This is a genomic window from Streptomyces sp. AHA2 (assembly GCF_036857595.1).
Lineage (GTDB): Bacteria > Actinomycetota > Actinomycetes > Streptomycetales > Streptomycetaceae > Streptomyces.
Map to the genome: position 1 here is coordinate 419755 of NZ_JAUQWJ010000004.1, position 22293 is coordinate 442047.

The 22293-nt window shown below is 67.8% G+C and carries 17 protein-coding genes; 6 read left to right on the top strand and 11 right to left on the bottom strand.

Annotated features, from left to right (window positions below):
* Positions 1 to 89: 89 nt before the first annotated feature.
* From fusA to Q5694_RS12425, 4 genes are all read right to left on the bottom strand, one after another.
* Positions 90 to 2216 (bottom strand): elongation factor G, encoded by a 2127-nt coding sequence (fusA, locus tag Q5694_RS12410; RefSeq protein WP_031118794.1) that lies wholly within the window; start codon positions 2214 to 2216, stop codon positions 90 to 92.
* A gap of 39 nt (positions 2217 to 2255) precedes the next feature.
* On the bottom strand, positions 2256 to 2726 hold the full coding sequence (gene rpsG / locus Q5694_RS12415) for a 30S ribosomal protein S7 (RefSeq protein WP_003998848.1): 471 nt from the start codon (positions 2724 to 2726) through the stop codon (positions 2256 to 2258).
* A gap of 2 nt (positions 2727 to 2728) precedes the next feature.
* Positions 2729 to 3100 (bottom strand): 30S ribosomal protein S12, encoded by a 372-nt coding sequence (rpsL, locus tag Q5694_RS12420; protein WP_003948652.1) that lies wholly within the window; start codon positions 3098 to 3100, stop codon positions 2729 to 2731.
* Positions 3101 to 3423: 323 nt separating this feature from the next.
* The gene (locus Q5694_RS12425) at positions 3424 to 3945 is read right to left on the bottom strand and encodes a DUF1707 and DUF4190 domain-containing protein (RefSeq protein ID WP_333932843.1); all 522 of its coding nucleotides are present in this window, start codon (positions 3943 to 3945) and stop codon (positions 3424 to 3426) included.
* Between the two features lie 190 nt (positions 3946 to 4135).
* Here Q5694_RS12425 and Q5694_RS12430 point away from each other — a divergent pair, with 190 nt between their 5' ends.
* The 6 genes from Q5694_RS12430 to Q5694_RS12455 all read left to right on the top strand — a co-directional run bounded on the left by Q5694_RS12430 (position 4136) and on the right by Q5694_RS12455 (position 10338).
* Entirely contained in the window at positions 4136 to 4840 is a 705-nt protein-coding gene (locus tag Q5694_RS12430) for a Crp/Fnr family transcriptional regulator (RefSeq protein ID WP_333932845.1), read from the top strand.
* Positions 4841 to 4972: 132 nt separating this feature from the next.
* Positions 4973 to 5704, top strand: coding sequence for a hypothetical protein (locus Q5694_RS12435; RefSeq protein WP_333932846.1), 732 nt, complete (start codon positions 4973 to 4975; stop codon positions 5702 to 5704).
* Entirely contained in the window at positions 5701 to 7797 is a 2097-nt protein-coding gene (locus Q5694_RS12440; protein WP_333932847.1) for a hypothetical protein, read from the top strand. Before Q5694_RS12435 ends, Q5694_RS12440 begins: the two co-directional genes overlap by 4 nt.
* Before the next feature lie 21 nt (positions 7798 to 7818).
* Positions 7819 to 8799 carry a hypothetical protein gene (locus Q5694_RS12445; protein ID WP_333932848.1) on the top strand — a complete coding sequence of 327 codons (981 nt, stop codon included), beginning with the start codon at positions 7819 to 7821 and terminating at the stop codon, positions 8797 to 8799.
* Positions 8796 to 9302 carry a Pycsar system effector family protein gene (locus Q5694_RS12450; protein ID WP_333932849.1) on the top strand — a complete coding sequence of 169 codons (507 nt, stop codon included), beginning with the start codon at positions 8796 to 8798 and terminating at the stop codon, positions 9300 to 9302. The genes Q5694_RS12445 and Q5694_RS12450 overlap by 4 nt, the downstream gene beginning before the upstream one ends.
* A 34-nt stretch (positions 9303 to 9336) precedes the next feature.
* Positions 9337 to 10338, top strand: a complete 1002-nt coding sequence (locus Q5694_RS12455) for a M48 family metalloprotease (RefSeq protein ID WP_443040858.1) — start codon at positions 9337 to 9339, stop codon at positions 10336 to 10338.
* A 56-nt stretch (positions 10339 to 10394) separates the two neighbouring features.
* Here Q5694_RS12455 and Q5694_RS12460 read toward each other — a convergent pair whose 3' ends face one another.
* The 7 genes from Q5694_RS12460 to rplK all read right to left on the bottom strand — a co-directional run bounded on the left by Q5694_RS12460 (position 10395) and on the right by rplK (position 22287).
* Entirely contained in the window at positions 10395 to 14294 is a 3900-nt protein-coding gene (locus tag Q5694_RS12460; RefSeq protein ID WP_094054442.1) for a DNA-directed RNA polymerase subunit beta', read from the bottom strand.
* A gap of 93 nt (positions 14295 to 14387) precedes the next feature.
* Entirely contained in the window at positions 14388 to 17873 is a 3486-nt protein-coding gene (gene rpoB, locus Q5694_RS12465; protein WP_311680347.1) for a DNA-directed RNA polymerase subunit beta, read from the bottom strand.
* A 574-nt stretch (positions 17874 to 18447) separates the two neighbouring features.
* The gene (gene rplL, locus Q5694_RS12470; RefSeq protein ID WP_333932851.1) at positions 18448 to 18837 is read right to left on the bottom strand and encodes a 50S ribosomal protein L7/L12; all 390 of its coding nucleotides are present in this window, start codon (positions 18835 to 18837) and stop codon (positions 18448 to 18450) included.
* 114 nt (positions 18838 to 18951) lie between these two features.
* Positions 18952 to 19482: a 50S ribosomal protein L10 gene (gene rplJ, locus Q5694_RS12475; RefSeq protein WP_094054440.1), complete on the bottom strand. Its 531-nt coding sequence runs from the start codon at positions 19480 to 19482 to the stop codon at positions 18952 to 18954.
* A 575-nt stretch (positions 19483 to 20057) separates the two neighbouring features.
* Complete coding sequence (locus tag Q5694_RS12480; RefSeq protein ID WP_333932853.1) at positions 20058 to 20918, bottom strand: hypothetical protein; 861 nt, start codon at positions 20916 to 20918, stop codon at positions 20058 to 20060.
* 128 nt (positions 20919 to 21046) lie between these two features.
* Positions 21047 to 21772 carry a 50S ribosomal protein L1 gene (gene rplA / locus Q5694_RS12485; protein ID WP_234849665.1) on the bottom strand — a complete coding sequence of 242 codons (726 nt, stop codon included), beginning with the start codon at positions 21770 to 21772 and terminating at the stop codon, positions 21047 to 21049.
* Between the two features lie 80 nt (positions 21773 to 21852).
* Positions 21853 to 22287 (bottom strand): 50S ribosomal protein L11, encoded by a 435-nt coding sequence (gene rplK, locus Q5694_RS12490; RefSeq protein ID WP_093613725.1) that lies wholly within the window; start codon positions 22285 to 22287, stop codon positions 21853 to 21855.
* Between the last annotated feature and the right edge of the window lie 6 nt (positions 22288 to 22293).

Below are 22293 nucleotides of genomic sequence, written 5' to 3' on the forward strand. Positions count from 1 at the left end.
GCCCGGGCCTCGGGGCATTCTCACCACGATTGCGGCGGAATGCCCCTCAAGGCTCCGGAGTCAAGCCTACGGCGTGTAGACGCGGTGCGTTACTCGCCCTTGGCCTTCGCGATGATCTCCTCGGCGACGTTCCGCGGAACCTCGGCGTAGGAGTCGAACTGCATGGAGTAGCTCGCACGGCCGGACGTCTTGCTGCGCAGGTCGCCGACGTAGCCGAACATCTCCGAGAGGGGCACGAGGCCCTTCACGACGCGGGCACCGGCCCGCTCCTCCATGGCCTGAATCTGACCACGGCGGGAGTTGATGTCGCCGATGACCTCACCCATGTAGTCCTCGGGCGTGGTGACCTCGACGGCCATCATCGGCTCGAGCAGTACGGGGCTGGCCTTGCGCGCGGCCTCCTTGAAGGCCTGCGAACCGGCGATCTTGAACGCGAGCTCGGAGGAGTCCACCTCGTGGTAGGCGCCGTCGAGCAGCGTCACGCGGACGCCGGTCATCTCGTAGCCCGCGAGGATGCCGAACTGCATGGCCTCCTGCGCACCGGCGTCCACCGAAGGGATGTACTCCTTCGGCACACGGCCACCGGTCACCTTGTTGATGAACTCGTACGAGGCGTCGCCGCCCTCGATCGGCTCGATCGCGATGATGACGCGAGCGAACTGGCCGGTACCACCCGTCTGCTTCTTGTGGGTGAACTCGACCTTCTCGACGGCCTTGCGGATCGTCTCGCGGTAGGCGACCTGCGGCTTGCCGACGTTGGCCTCGACCTTGAACTCACGGCGCATGCGGTCGACCAGCACCTCGAGGTGCAGCTCGCCCATACCGCCGATGATGGTCTGGCCGGTCTCCTCGTCCGAGTGGACCTGGAAGGACGGGTCCTCCTCGGCCAGCCGCTGGATCGCGACGCCGAGCTTCTCCTGGTCGCCCTTCGACTTGGGCTCGATGGCGACCTGGATGACCGGCGCCGGGAAGTCCATGGACTCCAGGATCACCGGGTTCTTGTCGTCGGACAGCGTCTCACCGGTGGTGGTCTGCTTCAGGCCCATGACGGCGACGATGTCGCCGGCGCCCACCGACTCGATCTCCTCACGCTTGTTGGCGTGCATGCGGTAGATCTTGCCGATGCGCTCCTTCTTGCCCTTCACGGAGTTCAGCACCTGGGTGCCGGACTCCAGACGGCCGGAGTACACGCGGACGAAGGTGAGCTTGCCGAGGTGCGGGTCGCTCATGATCTTGAACGCGAGCGCGGCGAGGGGCTCCTCGTCCGACGGCTTGCGCGCGATGACCTGCTCCGGGTCCTTGACGTCGTGGCCCTCGATGGCCTCGACGTCGAGCGGGGTGGGCAGGTAGCGCACGACCGCGTCGAGCAGGGGCTGGACGCCCTTGTTCTTGAAGGCGGTGCCGCAGAACACGGGGGTGACGGTGGTGCCGCCGCCCTTGCCGGACGCGATGGTGATGCGACGGATCGCGGCGTAGAGCTGCTCCACGGTGGGCTCGGTGCCCTCCAGGTACAGCTCCATCAGCTCTTCGTCGTTCTCGGCGACGGCCTCGAGCAGCTTGCCGCGGTACTCCTCGGCAGCCTCGGCGTGGGTGTCCGGGATGTCGACGGTGTCGTACATCTCGCCCTTGGTCGCCTCGGCCGACCAGACCAGGGCCTTCATCGTCACGAGGTCGATGACGCCCTTGAAGTCCGCCTCCGCACCGATCGGCAGCTGCATGACCAGCGGCTGCGCGCCCAGGCGGTCCGAGATCATGTCCACGCAGCGGTGGAACTCGGCGCCGGTACGGTCCAGCTTGTTGACGAAGCAGATGCGCGGCACGCCGTAACGGTCGGCCTGGCGCCACACCGTCTCGGACTGCGGCTCGACACCGGCGACGCCGTCGAACACCGTCACGGCACCGTCGAGCACGCGCAGGGAGCGCTCCACCTCGACGGTGAAGTCGACGTGACCCGGGGTGTCGATGATGTTGATGGTGTAGTCGTCGCCCTCGAGCGGCCAGTGACAGGTGGTGGCAGCAGAGGTGATCGTGATGCCACGCTCCTGCTCCTGCTCCATCCAGTCCATGGTGGCAGCGCCGTCGTGGACCTCACCGATCTTGTACGAAACGCCGGTGTAGAACAGGATCCGCTCGGTGGTGGTCGTCTTGCCCGCGTCGATGTGGGCCATGATCCCGATGTTGCGGACCCTGGCCAGGTCAAGCGAAGTGGTAGCCATAAGGCTTCAGTCTTCTCTCGGTCTCGATGGGGTCTGCGACTACCAGCGGTAGTGCGCGAAGGCCTTGTTGGACTCGGCCATCTTGTGCGTGTCCTCGCGCTTCTTCACAGCGGCGCCGAGGCCGTTGCTGGCGTCGAGGAGCTCGTTGAGCAGACGCTCGGTCATGGTCTTCTCGCGACGGGCGCGGGAGTAACCGACCAGCCAGCGCAGCGCCAGGGTGTTGGCACGGCCGGGCTTGACCTCGACCGGGACCTGGTAGGTGGCGCCACCGACGCGGCGGGACTTGACCTCGAGGGTCGGCTTGATGTTCTCGAGAGCGCGCTTGAGGGTGATGACCGGGTCGTTGCCGGTCTTCTCGCGCAGACCCTCCATGGCACCGTAGACGATGCGCTCGGCGGTGGAGCGCTTGCCGTTCAGCAGCACCTTGTTGATCAGGGAGGTCACCAGAGGAGAGCCGTAGACCGGGTCGATGATGACCGGACGCTTCGGGGCGGGGCCCTTACGAGGCATTCTTACTTCTCCTTCTTGGCGCCGTAGCGGCTGCGGGCCTGCTTGCGGTTCTTGACACCCTGGGTGTCGAGCGAACCACGGATGATCTTGTAGCGAACACCCGGCAGGTCCTTCACACGGCCGCCGCGCACGAGCACGATGGAGTGCTCCTGCAGGTTGTGTCCCTCACCCGGAATGTAAGCGGTGACCTCGATCCCGCTGGTCAGACGCACACGCGCGACCTTACGCAGGGCCGAGTTCGGCTTCTTCGGGGTGGTCGTGAACACACGCGTGCAGACGCCGCGGCGCTGAGGAGAACCCTCGAGTGCGGGCGTCTTGTTCTTCTCGACCTTGTCCTGCCGGCCCTTGCGGACCAGCTGCTGGATCGTAGGCACTACTTCTCCGGTTTCTGTGTGCCGATTGGTGAAGCTAACCTGGGACATCTCCGACCCACGCGGTCGGGTGTGTCGAATCCCGCGGACTCCCGCCGCCAGGCAGAATTAAGCGCAGATTGCGGTGGCCGGTGTCAGCTCGCTGTGCGGTTGATGGCACGCACGAGAGCCAGGGCACACCCCAGGCACAAGGTCTGAGCGTACCTATCGCATTCGCTGCGGTCAAAACAAATGGGCACCGCCCGCATCACCACGCGGAGCATGTCAAGACCCTCGGCCGTTGTGGATCTTCGTTTCGACGGCGTACGCCCGCTCCACGGCCCCGCTCACGACGCCAGGACGGACGCCACCGTCAGCAACACCAGGACGAGTGCCCAGCCGGCGGTGGACAACCACCCCAGCACGATCCCGGTCAGCGCCAGCCCGTCCCCCAGCTCCCCGCGGGTGCGGATCTCGGCCCGCGCCACGTGCCCCAGCACGACGGCCGGGATGCCGGTCAGCCCCATGGTGGGCACGCACAGCAGCCCGCACACACCGGCCGCGACCGCCTTCCCGTTCGTCTGCGGCCGCGGCACGGACCCGAACGTGCGCGGCACCGGCAGGACGCCCGCCGGCTGCGCCAGCGGCCCCTGCGGCAGATCGGCGACGAGCAGCGCCAGCTCCCCCACCGTGCGCGCCGCGTACGCCCGCGCGACCCGCTTGTCGAACTCCTCGCGGTCCATGCGCCCCTCGCCGTACCCGGCTCTGAGCACGTCCACGGCCCGCTCCCGGTCGGCGTGCGAGGCGAGCATGGACGGCCCGCCGGCGCCCTGCCAGGGCTGCCAGGCCGGATAGTGCGACTGCGACACGGAGCACCTCCCCGGAGGCCCAAGTGCTTCCATGATGCGCCCAACACCCGGTTCCCGGCACCGGTGCGTCCCCACCGACCACGGCGTGTCGGCCGGACGGCCGGTTGTGGCCGTTGCCTCCATGGTCATCTCGAGTACGTTGACGCGAGTACGGGCAGGCATCAGCACAGGTGACGCGGGGGTCAAGCGGATGACCGGGGGGCAGGCGCGACCGTGGGACGAGGACAGTGTCCCCTTCCTGGCCCGGTTGGAGAGGCAGGATCGGGCGGCGCTGCTCGCCATCGGGCGCCCTCTTACGTACCCGGCACGAGGCGTCATCCTCCACCAGGACGAGCCTTCGGCCCATGTCCTGCTGTTGCTACGCGGCTGGACCAAGGTCACGGCCATCGCCGCCAACGGTTATGAGGCTTTGCTCGCCCTGCGCGGTCCCGGCGACATCATTGGGGAAGGCGCCGCGCTCAGCGGACGGGGTCGTTCGGCGACGGTGACGGCTCTGGAGCCGGTGGAGGCGGTCGTGATCGACCAGAGTCGGTTCACCGTCTTCGTCTCGGCCAATCCCCGGGTGGCGTTGCACCTGCTGAGTCTGTCCACGGATCGGCAGCGATCGACCGACCGGCGTCGACTGGAATGGGCGGCCCTCACCGTGCGGGAGCGGTTGGCCACTCTCCTGCTCGAACTGGTTCGCAGCCACGGCAGCCGGACGGAGGAAGGCATCGAACTGACCATCGGGCTCAGCCAGCATGAGTTCGCCGGTTCGGTCGGCTCCTCGCGCGAGGCGGTAGCCCGGCTCCTCAAAGAGCTGCGTGACCGGCAGGTCGTCGCCACCCGTCGGCGCCGGATCGTCGTCCTGCGGCCCGACGTGCTGCGTCGCATCGTCGGTGAGGGCTCGGCCTGAGTCGGCCCAAGGCACGGCCAGACGCTCCCGTCTGTGCACACGGTCACAGTTCGTCCGTGCCATCGGCGCTCTGTCACTGGTTCGTGGGCCGTCATCGTGCTGTCCGACGAACCCGACGTGCGAGAGGCAGCCATGACCGACCCCGTGTACCGCACGATCCTCCTCTTCGACATCGAGCAGTACGGCTCACGCGACAACGTGGAACAGGCATTCCTGCGCCGGGTCCTCTACGACGTCGTCGACACGACGCTGCTGACCGCCGCGGTCGATGAGACAGCCCGGCTGCGCGCCGACCGCGGCGACTCCGTGATGGAGCTCATCGACACTGCGACGCCGGTACCGGTTCTGGTGAAAACCCTGCTGACCGAGACGCCCGCCCTCCTCCACAGCAAGAACCGCCTCCTCGCCACCAGCGCCCGCATGCGTCTGCGCATCGTCCTGTCCTCCGGCTACGTCGCCGTAGACGAACTCGACGGCTGGGTCGGCTCGGACCTCAACCATGCGGTCCGCCTCCTGAACTCCGACGCTCTGCGCGATGCGCTGAAACAGCGTGATGCCGACTGCATCCTGTGCGTATCGGAGGACGTCTACAGGGGCGTGGTACGGCACGGCCCGCTGGGAGTGCGGCCCGAGGAGTTCCACCGCGTGACGGTGGAGACGAAGGAAGGGCCCACGGTGGCGTGGGTGCACGGGAAGCCAGGAACGCTGGGCTCGCCCGAGCCCTCGCCCCCGGGCACGGACGCGACCGCTCCTCTGCCGGGCTCGGTGCACATCCAGGGCGATCAGTACGGTCAGACGGGCGGCACACTGCACGGCGGCCAGTACTTCGACTTCACCGGCCGTGCGCGGGACGAGCGCCGATGAGCCCGGACGCCGGCGCGCCGAAAGCGTCCGAGGAACAGGTGCAGGACGGCGAGAAGAAGCAGGAGGAGACTGGCGAGGAACAGCCGAGGCAGGAGGCGTGGGCCGCTCGCCGGGACCTGATCGCGCACGGCCCGGACTTCGTTTCCACCCTCGTCGCCCGTGACCAGTTCGGCCAGACGGGCGGCTACCACTACGGAGACCAGCACTTTCACCTGGGCGCCAGGGCGGAGCCACCGCCCACTCTGTCCGGACCGGTCCCGCAGGCGGAGATCGACGAACTTGAGCGCGTCTTTCAGAGCTGCGTCAGCTTCGACCAGGCCCTAGACCGGCTGAAGGACGAACGGTTGGTCATCCTGTGCGGCGGACGTGAGACTGGCCGCCGTTCCGCCGCCCTGATGTTGCTGCGCCGACTTGGATGCGGCAGCGTGCGCTCCCTGATTCCCCCCGCGTCGTTCCCGGCTTTGTCCGACCAGGTGGACACCCCTGCGGGATACGTACTGTGCGATCTGGTCGTCAGCCGGAACCGCCCACTGGTCGAGGCCGAGGTTCTGGCTCTGCGCGAGCAACTGCAACGCAGCCGGGCGCATCTGGTGATCACCGTCGAGCCCTCGGCGTCACTCGGTGGCATCGCGTCCGTACGGTGGGAGCCGCCGTCTGCCGAGGACGTGCTGCATGCCCACGTCACACCTGCCACCGGTGAAGCCGTCTGGCCCGGCCTGCTGGCTCTGACGGCGGTGGAGGAGTTCCTCACCCGTCACCACCGGCCACAGGAAATCAAGCAGTTCGCGCTGCAGCTGATCGCACATCATCGCGGCGACATCGACGAGGCCGAACTCGCAGCCTGGGGTGAGACGGCGGTGCGGACCCAGGTGTCCCGCTGGCTCACCGACGCGAAACCTGAGCTTCACGACAAGGCGTTCCTCATTTCGCTCGCGGTGTTCGATAAGGCGCCGTACGCAGTGACCGCCGAACTGTCCGACAGCCTCTTCGTGCGCCTGCACACCCTGCAGGAACCGAATGTCCCGCCCCGAATCCCCGTCTTCGGCAGCTCCCAGGAGGACCGGCTTCGGCTCGCGCACGCCGACGGATACGTAACCACTGAGGTCACCGAGTGGGGTCCCCTGAAGGACAGATTCTGTGCCCGCTTCCGGGACGAGCGGACAGCTCTGCTGCTGCTGGAGGAGGTGTGGAACCTCCACCCGTCAGCCCGTCCGGCCCTCGGGGAATGGATCCGCAAGCTGGCCGACGACCGTCGCCCGCTGGTGCGGACCCGGGCGGCGTCGGCTGCCGCGCTGCTCGCCAGAGCCGACCTGTCATCCACCATGGCCCATCTCATCGAGCCCTGGGCGGACGGTCGTCAGCCGCACACCTGGCTGACCGCGGCCAACGCCCTCACTATGACCGAGCTCCTGGACGTGCCGGCCATCTCCCGAATCCTGCACGACTGGTGCACCGGCGAGGTTGAGAGCCGCCGCTGGACGGCCATCCGCGCCTATGGCCTCCTGGGTCCGGTGCACCACGAGAAGACCTTGGCGGCCCTGGTGGACGCCATGCACCGGCCGCCACCCGCTGGCGAGAACGAGTTAAGCGCCGAAGACGATGAGGTCCCAGAGGAGGCCCGGCAACTCGCCGACGCTGTCGAACTTCTGCTCCTCGCCGTGCGGGAACCCGTGCTGACGGCACTGTCCGAGCTGCTCACCACGGACCGCTTGGTCCGCCCCCACGCTTTGCTGGCTTTCCTCCAGGCGTGCAGGCAGACGAACGGCGACGACAGCGACCGCCCACCCGTCCTCGACTGGTATGCCCGGGCCGCGGCAGGCGAGGACCTGGCAACCGCCCGGCACCTGGTCGCGTTCTGGGACGCACTGCTGACCGACCGCACGCACAATCGGACGGCCCTCGGCGTGCTGCGCAGCTGGGTGCGCGGAGCCGACAACGACCCCGAAACAGAGTCGGCCCTCGCCTCACTGCTCGGCGCCCTCATCACCACACCCACCAACCGCCGGCGCGTCAGCCACCTGCTCGACACCGAGTCCAGGAGGTCTCATTCGCCGGCCGCCGTACGGCTGAGCAAACACCTCTCCCTCGACTGACCCGCTTCCGGAGGCCGAACCATGGAACACACGGAACACGAGCAACGGGAGGAATTGGACTGGTTCCAGCAGCAGCCACTCCATCCCACCGCCCCGCACACCGACTCCGACCCGGTCCGCACGGTCTGGCAGCTGCCACGCTTCCACATCGGTGGGCGGCGGTTCACAGGGCGCATCGACCACGCCCTCGTCTGCGTGACGCGGAGGGGTGCGTACGAGACCTTCCTGCCGCCCGACCGTCCCACGTCCGTGCGGCGCTTCGTCGCGGTGTACGAGGTGAGCACCGACCCGCATGCCTTCCAGCTGAACGTGCCGTTGCCCAGCCAGGTTGACAGCTTCGAGTTCGAGGTCACGGCCGACGTCGGCTGGCGAGTGGCGCATCCGGCGGTGTTCGTCCGCAGTCAGGAGCGTGACGTGCCCGGCCTGCTCACGCGCGAACTCCTGCCCGTAATGCGAGAGGCCGGCCGTATTCACCCCATCGACGCGAGCGCCGAAGCGGAGCGGGCCGTGCAGCGAGCCGTGCAAGAGTCAACGTGGCTCGGACGGACCCAGGGCCTGCGCGTCACCTGCTCGGTACGATTGCGCCGGGACGCCACCGAGCGCTCCCATCAGGCCCGCCTGCGTACTGCCCGACACGAGGCGGAGGCCGCGAAACCGGAGCACACGGCGGCTCTTCTCCGGGAGAGGTTCGAGGCCGAGCGCACGGCCGAATGCATCAGCTTCTACGAACGCACCCTGGCCAGGGGCGGCACCGCAGCCCTCGCCCTGCACTTGGCGGCACACCCGGACGAGACCCAGCTCGTCCTGGAGCACCTCCAATCGGGTCAGAACCGGCTGCTGGACACCCAGGTGAGCCTGATCAACCAGGCCTTGGAGAGCAAGGGCTTGGAGGACTACCACCTCGCAAAGCCCCATGAACTCATCGCCGAGCGGATGAAGACCATTCTGCGGACCACGGACCCGTCCGCCCCGCCCGGGGGCGACCCCGAGCCTGGCTCATGACCGCGTCTGAGGACCCCGAGATGCGGGCGGGCAGCCAGTTGCTGGCAGACCTTCGCAGCGAGATAGCCCGCGCCGACGCCAAGGCGACCGTTCTGGTGGGCGCGCTCGGCATCTCGGGGGGCATGCTGGCAGCGCTGCTCACCAACCGCGGCTGGAGTCCCGTCCGCCTCCCCATGGTCGCCGCCCTGCTGTGGTGGGCCGGGGCAACATCCCTGATCGTCGCCCTGTTCGCGCTCCTGCTGGCCGTGCTGCCCCGGTACGGGACGAGCAGTTGGGCGCCTGGCCGTCCGCTCACCTACTTCGGCGACGTACACCAGGCCGCGCGGAGAGGCTTGCTCCCCGCAGCCCTTGCGGACACCGGCTGCCAGCCACTTCGCGGCCTCCTCCTCGCCCTCGCCGAGACCAGCGGAATCGCCGCCCGCAAGCACTTCTGGATCCGGACCGGACTGATTTCGTTCGGCTTTGCGGCGGCCCTGCTGCCCGGATCGATGCTCTTCACCTGACCTCACCGCCCCGTACTGCACGGGAAGGACCCTCATGCCCATGCCGTATGAGTCCGGGACACCGCGGCCGGACTCTTCCTCGCCGGACCCAGACACCGCCCTGCCCCGCCGCACCGGCCGTGTCCACATCGCCGCCCACTCGCGCGGCGCGGACATCACCACTATCGGCTCACTGGCTCTTCATCTTCCGCATGGGGCCGCCAGTCTCGCCGTGATATTCGTCGTGTCGTACACCTTCGACCGGCTCACCGGGCTGCCGTGGTGGATTCTCCTCGGCAGCTGGGTCGTCAGCGGCGCCCTGTTCTTCCAGCGACCGTGCGAGCGACTCCTGGCCCTGTGGCTGTTCGGACTGCGCTACCCCACGCCTGAGGAGCATGAGCGGCTGCGGCCGGTCTGGCGCGAGGTCACCGCCCGAGCAGGAGTGGATGCGAACAGCTACCAGCTGTGGATAGAGGAGAGCGACGAGATCAACGCCATGGCAGCGGCCGGTCATATCGTCGGCGTGACCAGCCACTCGCTGCGAACGCTGACGCCGGCACAGCTGGGCGGCGTCCTCGCCCACGAACTGGGGCACCACACGCGCGGGCACGCATGGGCCACCCTGCTGTCCCTTTGGTACGCGCTGCCGGCCCGGCTCGCCTTGCGCGCGCTGCTCCGGCTGATCGCTCTGCTGAGCCGGCTCCCGGCCGGTGCCGCGGCCGTGGTGATCGGTGTGTGCGGCGCAGCCCTGGTTGCTCTGGCGACCGCTACCTACGGCATGATTCTCCTGCCCCTGGCCACGCCGTACCTGATGGCAGCGATCTCCCGACGGTCCGAGCTCCGGGCCGACGAGCACGCAGCGGGCCTCGGTTTCGCGTTCCAGCTGATGACGGTGCTCCGTCAGGAGTGCGACCGGGAGGAGTCCCGGCGGGTGACGGTCACAGTGCTCGGCGCCGCTTCCCCGGATGAAGGGCTGGTCACCCGCCTGCTCGACTCCCACCCCGATGTTCACACCCGCCTCCATCACTTGCAGGCCCACGTGGAGAACCGGCGCTGACACGCCGAAGGGCGGCCACCCCGAAGGATGGCCGCCCTCCCGCTCAAGCGGCTCGCTTACTGGTTGTACGGACCGTAGTCGTAGTCCTCCAGCGGAACGGCCTGGCCGGAGCCCGTGCCGAACGGCGAGTAGTCGATGTCGTCGTAGCCGACGGCCGAGTACATCGCGGCCTTGGCCTCCTCGGTCGGCTCCACCCGGATGTTGCGGTAGCGGGACAGACCCGTACCGGCCGGGATGAGCTTACCGATGATGACGTTCTCCTTGAGGCCGATGAGGCTGTCGGACTTGGCGTTGATCGCCGCGTCCGTCAGGACTCGGGTCGTCTCCTGGAAGGAGGCGGCCGACAGCCAGGATTCCGTCGCCAGCGAGGCCTTGGTGATACCCATCAGCTGCGGACGACCGGAGGCCGGGTGACCGCCCTCCTGGACCACACGACGGTTCTCGTGCTCGAACTTCGAGCGCTCGACCAGCTCGCCGGGCAGCAGCTCGGCGTCGCCGGACTCGATGATCGTCACGCGGCGGAGCATCTGCCGGATGATGATCTCGATGTGCTTGTCGTGGATCGACACACCCTGCGAGTTGTAGACCTTCTGGACCTCGCCGACCAGGTGGACCTGGACGGCACGCTGGCCCAGGATGCGCAGCACGTCGTGCGGGTTGGTGGCACCCACGGTGAGCTTCTGGCCCACCTCGACGTGCTCGCCCTCGCTGACCAGGAGTCGGGCGCGCTTCGAGATCGGGTAGGCCGTCTCGTCGCTGCCGTCGTCCGGCGTGATGACGATCTTCTTGGTCTTCTCGGTCTCCTCGATCCGCACGCGGCCGGAGGCCTCGGAGATCGGGGCGACACCCTTCGGGGTACGGGCCTCGAAGAGCTCGACGACACGCGGCAGACCCTGGGTGATGTCGTCACCGGCCACACCACCGGTGTGGAAGGTACGCATCGTCAGCTGGGTGCCGGGCTCACCGATGGACTGGGCGGCGATGATGCCGACCGCCTCACCGATGTCGACCAGCTTGCCGGTGGCCAGCGAACGGCCGTAGCACATCGCGCAGGTGCCGACGGCGGACTCGCAGGTCAGGACCGAGCGGGTCTTGACCTCCTCGACGCCGCGGGAGACGAGCTCCTCGATGAGGACGTCGCCCAGGTCGGTGCCGGCCGGGGCCAGGACCTGACCGTCGACCACGATGTCCTCGGCGAGGCAGCGCGCGTACACGGACGTCTCGACGTCCTCCGCCTTGAGCAGGGTGCCCTCGGCGTTCCGGTCGGCGATCTTCAGACGCAGACCGCGCTCGGTGCCGCAGTCCTCCTCGCGGATGATGACGTCCTGGGAGACGTCGACCAGACGACGCGTGAGGTAACCCGAGTCGGCGGTACGCAGAGCGGTGTCCGCCAGACCCTTACGGGCACCGTGCGTGGAGATGAAGTACTCCAGCACGGACAGGCCCTCACGGAACGACGCCTTGATCGGACGCGGGATCGTCTCGTTCTTCGCGTTCGACACCAGACCACGCATACCGGCGATCTGACGCATCTGCATCATGTTGCCTCGTGCACCCGAGTTCACCATCATGAAGATCGGGTTGGTCTTCGGGAAGTTGTCGTTCATCGCCTCGGCGACCTCGTTGGTCGCCTTGGTCCAGATCGCGATGAGCTCCTGCGTGCGCTCGTCCTTGGTGATCAGACCGCGCTCGTACTGCTTCTGGACCTTCTCGTCCTGCGCCTCGTAGCCGCGGACGATCTCCTTCTTCGCCTCGGGGACGACGACGTCGGAGATCGCGACGGTGACGCCGGAGCGGGTGGCCCAGTAGAAGCCGGCCGCCTTCAGGTTGTCGAGCGTCGCCGCCACGATGACCTTCGGGTAGCGCTCGGCGAGGTCGTTGACGATCTCGGAGAGCTGCTTCTTGCCGACCTCGTAGTCGACGAACGGGTAGTCCTCGGGCAGCAGCTCGTTGAAGAGCGCGCGGCCCAGCGTGGTGTTCAGCCGGAAGCTGTCACCCTGCTGCCACTCGGGCTCACCCTCCTCGCGCGCCGGCGGGGTCCAGCCGCGCGGCGGGATGGTGCCGACCGGGAAGCGGACGTCGATCCTCGACTGGAGCGACAGCTCGCCCGCGTCGAAGGCCATGATCGCCTCCGCGACCGAGGCGAAGGAACGGCCCTCGCCCTTGAGGTCGCGCATCTCGCCGTCGGTGGTGAGGAAGAACAGACCGAGGACCATGTCCTGGGTCGGCATCGTCACCGGGCGGCCGTCGGCCGGCTTGAGGATGTTGTTCGAGGACAGCATCAGGATGCGGGCCTCGGCCTGCGCCTCCGCGGACAGCGGCAGGTGCACGGCCATCTGGTCACCGTCGAAGTCCGCGTTGAACGCGGTGCAGACGAGCGGGTGGATCTGGATGGCCTTGCCCTCGACCAGCTGCGGCTCGAAGGCCTGGATGCCGAGGCGGTGCAGCGTGGGCGCACGGTTCAGCAGAACCGGGTGCTCCGCGATGACCTCTTCCAGCACGTCGTACACGACCGTGCGGCCGCGCTCGACCATGCGCTTGGCGCTCTTGATGTTCTGCGCGTGGTTCAGGTCGACCAGGCGCTTCATCACGAACGGCTTGAAGAGCTCCAGCGCCATCGCCTTCGGCAGACCGCACTGGTGCAGCTTCAGCTGCGGACCGACGACGATCACGGAACGCGCGGAGTAGTCCACACGCTTGCCGAGCAGGTTCTGACGGAAGCGGCCCTGCTTGCCCTTCAGCATGTCGCTGAGGGACTTCAGCGGACGGTTGCCGGGGCCCGTGACCGGGCGGCCGCGACGGCCGTTGTCGAACAGCGCGTCCACGGCCTCCTGGAGCATGCGCTTCTCGTTGTTCACGATGATCTCGGGCGCGCCGAGGTCGAGAAGCCGCTTCAGGCGGTTGTTGCGGTTGATCACACGGCGGTACAGGTCGTTCAGGTCGGAGGTCGCGAAGCGGCCACCGTCCAGCTGCACCATCGGACGCAGGTCCGGCGGGATGACCGGCACGCAGTCCAGCACCATGCCCTTGGGGCTGTTGCTGGTCTGCAGGAACGCGGAGACGACCTTCAGGCGCTTGAGCGCACGGGTCTTCTTCTGGCCCTTGCCGGTACGGATGATCTCGCGGAGCTTCTCGGCCTCCTCGTCGAGGTCGAAGGACTCCAGGCGCTTCTGCAGCGCCGCGGCACCCATCGAGCCGTCGAAGTACGTGCCGAAGCGGTCACGCAGCTCGCGGTAGAGCAGCTCGTCGCCCTCCAGGTCCTGGACCTTGAGGTTCTTGAACCGGTTCCACACCTCGTCGAGGCGGTCGATCTCGCGCTGCGCGCGGTCGCGCAGCTGCTTCATCTCGCGCTCGGCACCCTCGCGCACCTTGCGGCGCACGTCGGCCTTGGCGCCCTCGGCCTCCAGCTCGGCCAGGTCGGTCTCGAGCTTCTTGGCGCGGGCCTCCAGGTCGGCGTCGCGGCGCTGCTCGATCTGCTGGCGCTCGACGGAGACGTGGGCCTCCAGCGAGGGCAGGTCGCGCGTGCGGCGCTCCTCGTCGACGTACGTGATCATGTACGCCGCGAAGTAGATGACCTTCTCCAGGTCCTTCGGGGCGAGGTCGAGCAGGTAGCCCAGCCGCGACGGAACGCCCTTGAAGTACCAGATGTGCGTGACGGGGGCGGCGAGCTCGATGTGGCCCATCCGCTCACGGCGCACCTTGGCGCGGGTCACCTCGACACCGCACCGCTCACAGATGATGCCCTTGAAGCGGACGCGCTTGTACTTGCCGCAGTAGCACTCCCAGTCCCGGGTCGGACCGAAGATCTTCTCGCAGAAGAGTCCGTCCTTCTCGGGCTTGAGGGTGCGGTAGTTGATGGTCTCGGGCTTCTTGACCTCGCCGTGGCTCCACTGACGGATGTCGTCAGCGGTGGCCAGACCGATCCGGAGCTCGTCGAAGAAGTTGACGTCGAGCACTATGCGTCAATCCCTCTCAGGGTTGTAAGTCTTTGGTCTGATACGGGGGTCCTGGGGCCGGACGGGCTCACGCGGAGCCCGTCCGGACTCCCGTCAGACCTCTTCGACGCTGCTCGGCTCGCGCCGGGACAGGTCGATGCCGAGCTCCTCCGCAGCGCGGAAGACGTCCTCGTCGGTGTCGCGCATCTCGATGGACATGCCGTCCGAGGACAGCACCTCCACGTTGAGGCACAGGGACTGCATCTCCTTGATGAGCACCTTGAAGGACTCGGGGATGCCGGGCTCGGGGATGTTCTCGCCCTTGACGATGGCCTCGTAGACCTTCACGCGGCCGGTGACGTCGTCGGACTTGATGGTCAGCAGCTCCTGGAGGGCGTACGCGGCGCCGTAGGCCTCGAGGGCCCACACCTCCATCTCGCCGAACCGCTGGCCACCGAACTGGGCCTTACCACCCAGCGGCTGCTGGGTGATCATCGAGTACGGACCGGTCGAGCGGGCGTGCAGCTTGTCGTCGACCAGGTGGTGCAGCTTGAGGATGTACATGTACCCGACCGAGATCGGGTCCGGGAACGGCTCGCCGGAGCGGCCGTCGAACAGGCGCGCCTTGCCGGTCGGGAGCACCATGCGCTCGCCGTCCCGGTTCGGGATGGTGTGGTTCAGCAGGCCGGCCAGCTCGTCCTCACGGGCGCCGTCGAAGACCGGGGTCGCGACGTTGGTGCCGGGCTCGACCTTGTCGGCGCCGATCGCCTGGAGGCGCTGGGCCCACTCCTCCGCGAGGCCGGAGACGTCCCAGCCGCGGCTGGCGAGCCAGCCGAGGTGGATCTCCAGGACCTGTCCCGGGTTCATTCGGGACGGCACACCCAGCGGGTTGAGGATGATGTCGACCGGGGTGCCGTCCTCCAGGAACGGCATGTCCTCGATCGGCAGGATCTTCGAGATGACGCCCTTGTTGCCGTGGCGGCCGGCGAGCTTGTCACCGTCGGTGATCTTGCGCTTCTGCGCGACGTAGACGCGCACCAGCTGGTTCACACCGGGGGGAAGCTCGTCGCCCTCCTCGCGGTCGAAGACGCGGACGCCGATGACCTTGCCGGTCTCGCCGTGCGGCACCTTCAGCGAGGTGTCACGGACCTCACGGGCCTTCTCACCGAAGATCGCGCGCAGCAGGCGCTCCTCGGGGGTCAGCTCGGTCTCGCCCTTCGGGGTCACCTTGCCGACGAGGATGTCGCCGGCGATGACCTCGGCACCGATGCGGATGATGCCGCGCTCGTCGAGGTCGGCGAGGACCTCCTCGGAGACGTTCGGGATGTCCCGGGTGATCTCCTCGGGGCCGAGCTTGGTGTCACGGGCGTCGACCTCGTGCTCCTCGATGTGGATCGAGGACAGGACGTCGTCCTGCACGAGGCGCTGCGACAGGATGATCGCGTCCTCGTAGTTGTGACCCTCCCACGGCATGAACGCCACGAGCAGGTTCTTGCCCAGCGCCATCTCGCCGTTCTGGGTGGCCGGACCGTCGGCCAGGACCTGGCCCTCGATGATCCGGTCGCCCTCGTTGACGATGACCTTCTGGTTGACCGAGGTGCCCTGGTTGGAGCGGGCGAACTTGGCCAGGCGGTACGTGATGTACGTGCCGTCGTCGTTGGCCGTGGTGATGTAGTCCGCGGAGACCTCCTGGACCACACCGGGCTTCTCGGCCTTGACCACGTCGCCGGCGTCGACCGCGGAGCGGTACTCCATGCCGGTGCCGACGAGCGGGGACTCGGACTTAATCAGCGGCACGGCCTGACGCATCATGTTCGCGCCCATGAGGGCACGGTTGGCGTCGTCGTGCTCGAGGAAGGGGATCATGGCGGTCGCGACCGACACCATCTGGCGCGGCGAGACGTCCATGTAGTCCACGTCCTCGGGGCCGACGTAGTCGACCTCGCCGCCCTTGCGGCGGACCAGCACGCGGGCCTCGGCGAACCGCATGTCGTCGCCGAGCGTGGCGTTGGCCTGCGCGATGACGAAGCGGTCCTCCTCGTCGGCGGTCAGGTAGTCGACCTCGTCGGTGACCTGGCCGTCGATGACCTTGCGGTACGGGGTCTCGACGAAACCGAACGCGTTGACCCGGCCGTAGGAGGCGAGCGAGCCGATCAGACCGATGTTCGGGCCTTCGGGCGTCTCGATCGGGCACATGCGGCCGTAGTGCGAGGGGTGCACGTCACGGACCTCGAAGCCGGCCCGCTCACGGGACAGACCACCCGGGCCGAGCGCGGAAAGACGCCGCTTGTGCGTCAGACCCGACAGCGGGTTGTTCTGGTCCATGAACTGCGACAGCTGGCTGGTGCCGAAGAACTCCTTGATGGAGGCGACGACCGGCCGGATGTTGATCAGAGTCTGCGGCGTGATCGCCTCGACGTCCTGGGTCGTCATCCGCTCGCGGACGACACGCTCCATACGCGCCAGACCCGTGCGGACCTGGTTCTGGATGAGCTCGCCGACGCTGCGCAGGCGGCGGTTGCCGAAGTGGTCGATGTCGTCGGTCTCGACGACGATCGAGGTGCCACTGTCGCCGACCGTCTCGGTCTCGCCCGCGTGCAGCTTCACCAGGTACTTGATCGTCGAGATGATGTCCTCGACGGTCAGGATGCCCGCGTCCAGCGGAGCGTCCGCACCCAGCTTCTTGTTGACCTTGTAGCGGCCGACCTTGGCCAGGTCGTAGCGCTTGGGGTTGAAGTAGAGGTTCTCCAGCAGCGTCTGCGCGGCCTCACGCGTGGGGGGCTCGCCCGGACGCAGCTTGCGGTAGATGTCGAGCAGCGCGTCGTCCTGGCCCTGGGTGTGGTCCTTCTCCAGGGTGGCGCGCATGGACTCGTACTCGCCGAACTCCTCGAGGATCTGCTCGGTGGTCCAGCCGAGCGCCTTGAGCAGGACGGTGACGGACTGCTTGCGCTTGCGGTCGATGCGCACACCGACCATGTCGCGCTTGTCGATCTCCATCTCCAGCCAGGCACCCCGGGACGGGATGATCTTGGCGGAGAAGATGTCCTTGTCGGACGTCTTGTCGATGGAGGAGTCGAAGTAGACACCGGGCGAACGGACGAGCTGCGACACCACGACACGCTCGGTGCCGTTGATGACGAAGGTGCCCTTGTTCGTCATGAGCGGGAAGTCGCCCATGAAGACCGTCTGGGACTTGATCTCGCCGGTCTCGTTGTTGGTGAACTCAGCGGTGACGAAGAGCGGGGCCGCGTACGTGAAGTCGCGCTCCTTGCACTCGTCGATGGAGTTCTTCGGCGGCTCGAAGCGGTGGTCGCGGAAGGTCAGCGACATCGACCCGCTGAAGTCCTCGATCGGGGAGATCTCCTCGAAGATCTCCTCGAGCCCGGACTTGGTGGGGACGTCCTGACCGTTCTCGAGAGCCTCCTCGACCCGACTCTGCCAGGCGGTGTTGCCGAGCAGCCAGTCGAAGCTCTCGGTCTGCAGCGCGAGCAGGTTCGGAACCTCGAGAGGCTCCTTGATCTTTGCAAAAGAGATGCGCAGCGGGGCAGTGCTGGCGGCGTTGTTCGTATTCGCGGTCGAGGCGTTGCGCGAGGCGGCCAAGAGGGGGTCCTTCCGAGGGCTCGGACTCACTACGCGCGTACCGGCCCCTCTCCCGTACACGGAGACAAGCTGTGCCCACAGGGCCGAAAGGCCAGGTCAGGCATGTCTTGTCATCGATGCTCGGGCGAGGGCAGACCCCTGGTGACGGGCAGGGGACAGCTAACAGGCAGCGCAAAGGGTCAGTGTAGCCACTTGGCACACTGATGTCCAGTCCGGGTTGTCAGACCCGTGTTCACCCTCGTTGTTCCACTCCTGCGACAAGGCGCTGCCCTCAACGCACGTTGATACTGCCCTCTTCGTCGTCGATCCATGCCTCGGATTGGATCCTTGTGACGACGCGTCCTGAGAATTGCGCGCTGCGTGCCGTTCGTCAAGGCCCCCCTGCCCCCCAACCGGGGCCGCCCGGAGACACGACGAAGATCACCTTACCCCCCGCCACAGAGGCTGCAAGGCAACCGTCGCCGCACCCCTGGAACGCGGAAGAGCGACCACCCGGATGGATGATCGCTCTTCCGCGCTCACGCGTTACACGCCCAGCGGGACGTGTAGGGGATCCTGACGGATCCGGAAGGTCTTACTTGACCTCGACGGAGGCGCCGGCGCCCTTGAGGGACTCGGCGGCCTTCTCGGCGGCGTCCTTGGCGACCTTCTCGAGGACGGGCTTCGGGGCGCCGTCCACGAGGTCCTTGGCCTCCTTCAGACCCAGGGAGGTCAGCTCACGCACGACCTTGATGACCTGGATCTTCTTGTCGCCGGCACCGGTGAGGATGACGTCGAACTCGTCCTTCTCCTCGACGGCCTCGGCGGCGGCGCCACCAGCGGCACCGCCGGCCATGACGACCGGGGCGGCCGCAGCGGCGGTGACGTCGAACTTCTCCTCGAACGCCTTCACGAACTCGGAGAGCTCGATGAGGGTCATCTCCTCGAACTGCGCGAGCAGGTCTTCCTGAGACAGCTTCGCCATGATGGCGGTCCTTCCACTAATTCGGCTGGTGCCGGATGTACATGTGAGGCGGGCGTACTACTGGCCCGCGACGGCCTCCGCGTTCAGGCAGCGGGGGCCGGGATGCGAGCCGAGTTACTCGGCACCGCCCTGCTCGTCCTGCTTGGCACGGAGCGCGTCCACGGTGCGGACGAGCTTCGACGGCAGCGCCTGGAAGACAGAGGCAGCCTGCGACTGCTTGCCCTTCATGGCACCGGCCAGCTTGGAGAGCAGAACCTCGCGGGACTCGAGGTCCGCAAGCTTCTTGATCTCATCGGCGGACAGCGCCTTGCCGTCAAGGACACCGCCCTTGATGATGAGATTCGGGTTGTCCTTGGCGAAGTCACGAAGACCCTTCGCCGACTCCACCGGGTCACCGGTGACGAAGGCGACGGCCGTCGGACCAGCGAAGAGCTGGTCCTCGAGCGTGATCCCGGCCTCGTTGGCCGCAATCTTGGTCAGCGTGTTCTTCACCACGGCGTACTGGGCGTTCTCACCGAGCGAACGACGCAGCGTCTTGAGCTGCGCCACGGTGAGACCGCGGTACTCGGTCAGCACGGCGGCGTTGGAGCTGCGGAACTTGTCCGTCAGCTCGGCAACCGCGGCAGCCTTGTCGGGCCTCGCCATAGAGCCTCGGCCTCCTTCCGGGTGATTCGGACCGCGCGGACCCGAAGGAGGACTGGGGAAAACGAAACGCCCCGGCGCAAGCGCACGGGGCGTAGCTCGACCGGACGGCCACACGCACGGGGCGATGGACTCCGGGAGCTTCTCCTGTGTCACCTGCGCGGGTCGTCCGCCGTTCAGCGGATCCTTCGGCCACCGCGCCCTCATGCGAGCGCGCGGTAACGACCAGCGGTCTTTGGCTTCTGTAGGAGCGTACGGGAACGGGTCGCTGTCAAGCAAATCGCCCGTTCGACGGATCAGCTCTCGTCGAGTTCCCTGAACATCTCGGAGAGGTCGGCGACCTCCGCGGCGGGCGGGACCTGCACGTCCACCGGCTTGTCGCAGTCGAGGAACGTGCATGCTCTCCTCCCGCTGCTCGCGCGGCGCCGGCGAGGAAGGTGGACTCGGCGGCCGGGTCCCGCTCGGCCTGCGGCGCCGAGCCGAGCCGGTCCCGCTCCTTGCCGGTGTCCGACCCGGAGATGTCGAACCTCATCCGCCGATCCCGGGGGGACACGGGCTCCATCGGATCGGGACGGGGCTCAGGGGGCCGAGGGAGGGGGCTCGCGCAGCAGGTCCTCGAAGTCCCCGGTCTCGGACAGCGGGGGCCGTTGGGCCCGGACCGGCACGCCGTAGTCGGCGTAGTGCGCGGTCTGGGTCATCACGCCCGTGGCCGTCCGTGCCTTCTCCACCTTCTTGACCAGCAGGTTCCGCTCGTCGACCCAGACGTCCAGGGTCTCGCTGGTGACGCCGGCCTCGGTGAGCTGCCGGCGCAGGCCGGCGTCGGTCACGGCGGCGGCGGTCACGGTGCCCGACCAGTGGGTGGCCGCCCGGCCGCGGACGGTCTCCCGGCCCACCTTCCTGACGTCCCCGGAGGACAGCAGGAGCTTCACCGACTGGTTGGGGGTCGTGCCGCGCATCTGGTCGCCGACGTGGGCGCCGGAGCCGCCGGTGAGGGCTTCGAGGTCCTCGTAGGCGTAGCGGATCCAGCGTTTGCCGCCGGTCTTCTCGGCGAACTTCTCGCTCATGCGCGCGTAGTAGGCGTCGGGCAGGTAGCGGGCCTGGATGGAGGCGCTGCCCAGCCGGCGCATGGTGTCGGCCACGGTGCCGCCCGTGTAGGTGATGGTGAGGGTGCCGGTCATGCCGCCGTCCCAGCCCAGGGCCCCGTCGGCCCGCATGGACATCAGCGAGCCCATGGTCGTGGTGGACTCGACCCGGGCCGACCCGGCCCGCTCGGTGGCGCGTTCGGCCGCGCGCAGGGCCGTCAGGGACCCGCCCCGGGCGGCGGGCCCGTCCTCGCCGGGGCCGTCGGAAGGTGCCGGCGAGGTGCACGCGACCAGCCCCGTCAGCGCGGTCGCAGCCGCGAGCCCCAGTCCCGTACGGCGTCCGGTCGTGCCCTGCATACGTTCCCCCGTTCGCATCCGGTTCCCGCACGTTAACCCAGGCCACCGGCGTACGTACCGGAAAAGGGAACGGGCCCCGCACCTGTAAGAGGTGCGGGGCCCGTGACCGGTTGGGTGAGCCTGAGGGCTCAGACCGCCGCCGGGTCCTCCTCGACGAGGAGGTTGCGGGTGCGGTTGGAGTCGACCGGAATGCCGGGGCCCATCGTGGTGCTGATGGCGGCCTTCTTGATGTAGCGGCCCTTGGCGGCGGACGGCTTCAGACGGAGGATCTCCTCCAGCGCCGCGCCGTAGTTCTCCACCAGCTTGGTGTCGTCGAACGACGTCTTGCCGATGATGAAGTGCAGGTTCGCGTGCTTGTCGACGCGGAACTCGATCTTGCCGCCCTTGATCTCGGTGACGGCCTTGGCGACGTCGGGGGTGACGGTGCCGGTCTTCGGGTTCGGCATCAGACCACGCGGACCGAGCACGCGGCCGAGGCGGCCGACCTTGCCCATGAGGTCCGGGGTGGCGACGACGGCGTCGAAGTCCAGACGGCCCTTCGACACCTCGTCGATCAGCTCGTCGGCGCCGACGATGTCGGCGCCCGCGGCACGCGCGGCCTCGGCACGGTCACCGGTCGCGAAGACCAGGACCCGGGCGGTCTTGCCGGTGCCGTGCGGGAGGTTCACGGTGCCACGGACCATCTGGTCGGCCTTGCGCGGGTCGACGCCCAGACGGAAGGCGACCTCGACGGTGCCGTCGAACTTGGTCGTGGAGGTCTCCTTGGCGAGACGGACGGCCTCGAGCGGGGCGTAGAGCTTCTCCCGGTCGACCTTGGCGTCCGCAGCGCGAAGGGACTTGCTGCGCTTGCTCACTACTGCTCCTGTGGGTTCTTAGGAGTCGTGGTCCGGGCCGAGCAGGCCCTGCCACTACTGCTTGTCTACGAGGTGGGTTCTCAGCCCTCGACCGTGATGCCCATGGAACGGGCGGTGCCGGCGATGATCTTCGACGCGGCGTCCAGGTCGTTGGCGTTGAGGTCGGGCATCTTGGTCTCGGCGATCTCGCGGACCTGCGCCTGGGTGATCTTGGCGACCTTGGTCTTGTGCGGCTCGCCGGAGCCCTTCTCCACACCCGCGGCCTTGAGGATCATCTTCGCGGCCGGCGGGGTCTTGGTGATGAAGGTGAAGGAGCGGTCCTCGTAGACCGTGATCTCCACCGGGATGACCCAGCCACGCTGCGACTCGGTCGCGGCGTTGTAGGCCTTGCAGAACTCCATGATGTTGACGCCGTGCTGACCCAGCGCGGGGCCGACCGGCGGAGCCGGGTTGGCGGCACCGGCCTGGATCTGGAGCTTGATGAGCCCCGTGACCTTCTTCTTCTTGGGAGGCATAGCTCT

Bases quoted from the DNA above. Each gene is read 5' to 3' on its own strand.
- fusA (WP_031118794.1), bottom strand. From the start codon at position 2,216: ATGGCTACCACTTCGCTTGACCTGGCCAGGGTCCGCAACATCGGGATC.
- rpsG (WP_003998848.1), bottom strand. From the start codon at position 2,726: ATGCCTCGTAAGGGCCCCGCCCCGAAGCGTCCGGTCATCATCGACCCG.
- Q5694_RS12430 (WP_333932845.1), top strand. From the start codon at position 4,136: ATGACCGGGGGGCAGGCGCGACCGTGGGACGAGGACAGTGTCCCCTTC.
- Q5694_RS12435 (WP_333932846.1), top strand. From the start codon at position 4,973: ATGACCGACCCCGTGTACCGCACGATCCTCCTCTTCGACATCGAGCAG.
- Q5694_RS12440 (WP_333932847.1), top strand. From the start codon at position 5,701: ATGAGCCCGGACGCCGGCGCGCCGAAAGCGTCCGAGGAACAGGTGCAG.
- Q5694_RS12445 (WP_333932848.1), top strand. From the start codon at position 7,819: ATGGAACACACGGAACACGAGCAACGGGAGGAATTGGACTGGTTCCAG.
- Q5694_RS12450 (WP_333932849.1), top strand. From the start codon at position 8,796: ATGACCGCGTCTGAGGACCCCGAGATGCGGGCGGGCAGCCAGTTGCTG.
- Q5694_RS12455 (WP_443040858.1), top strand. From the start codon at position 9,337: ATGCCCATGCCGTATGAGTCCGGGACACCGCGGCCGGACTCTTCCTCG.
- rplL (WP_333932851.1), bottom strand. From the start codon at position 18,837: ATGGCGAAGCTGTCTCAGGAAGACCTGCTCGCGCAGTTCGAGGAGATG.
- rplJ (WP_094054440.1), bottom strand. From the start codon at position 19,482: ATGGCGAGGCCCGACAAGGCTGCCGCGGTTGCCGAGCTGACGGACAAG.
- Q5694_RS12480 (WP_333932853.1), bottom strand. From the start codon at position 20,918: ATGCAGGGCACGACCGGACGCCGTACGGGACTGGGGCTCGCGGCTGCG.
- rplK (WP_093613725.1), bottom strand. From the start codon at position 22,287: ATGCCTCCCAAGAAGAAGAAGGTCACGGGGCTCATCAAGCTCCAGATC.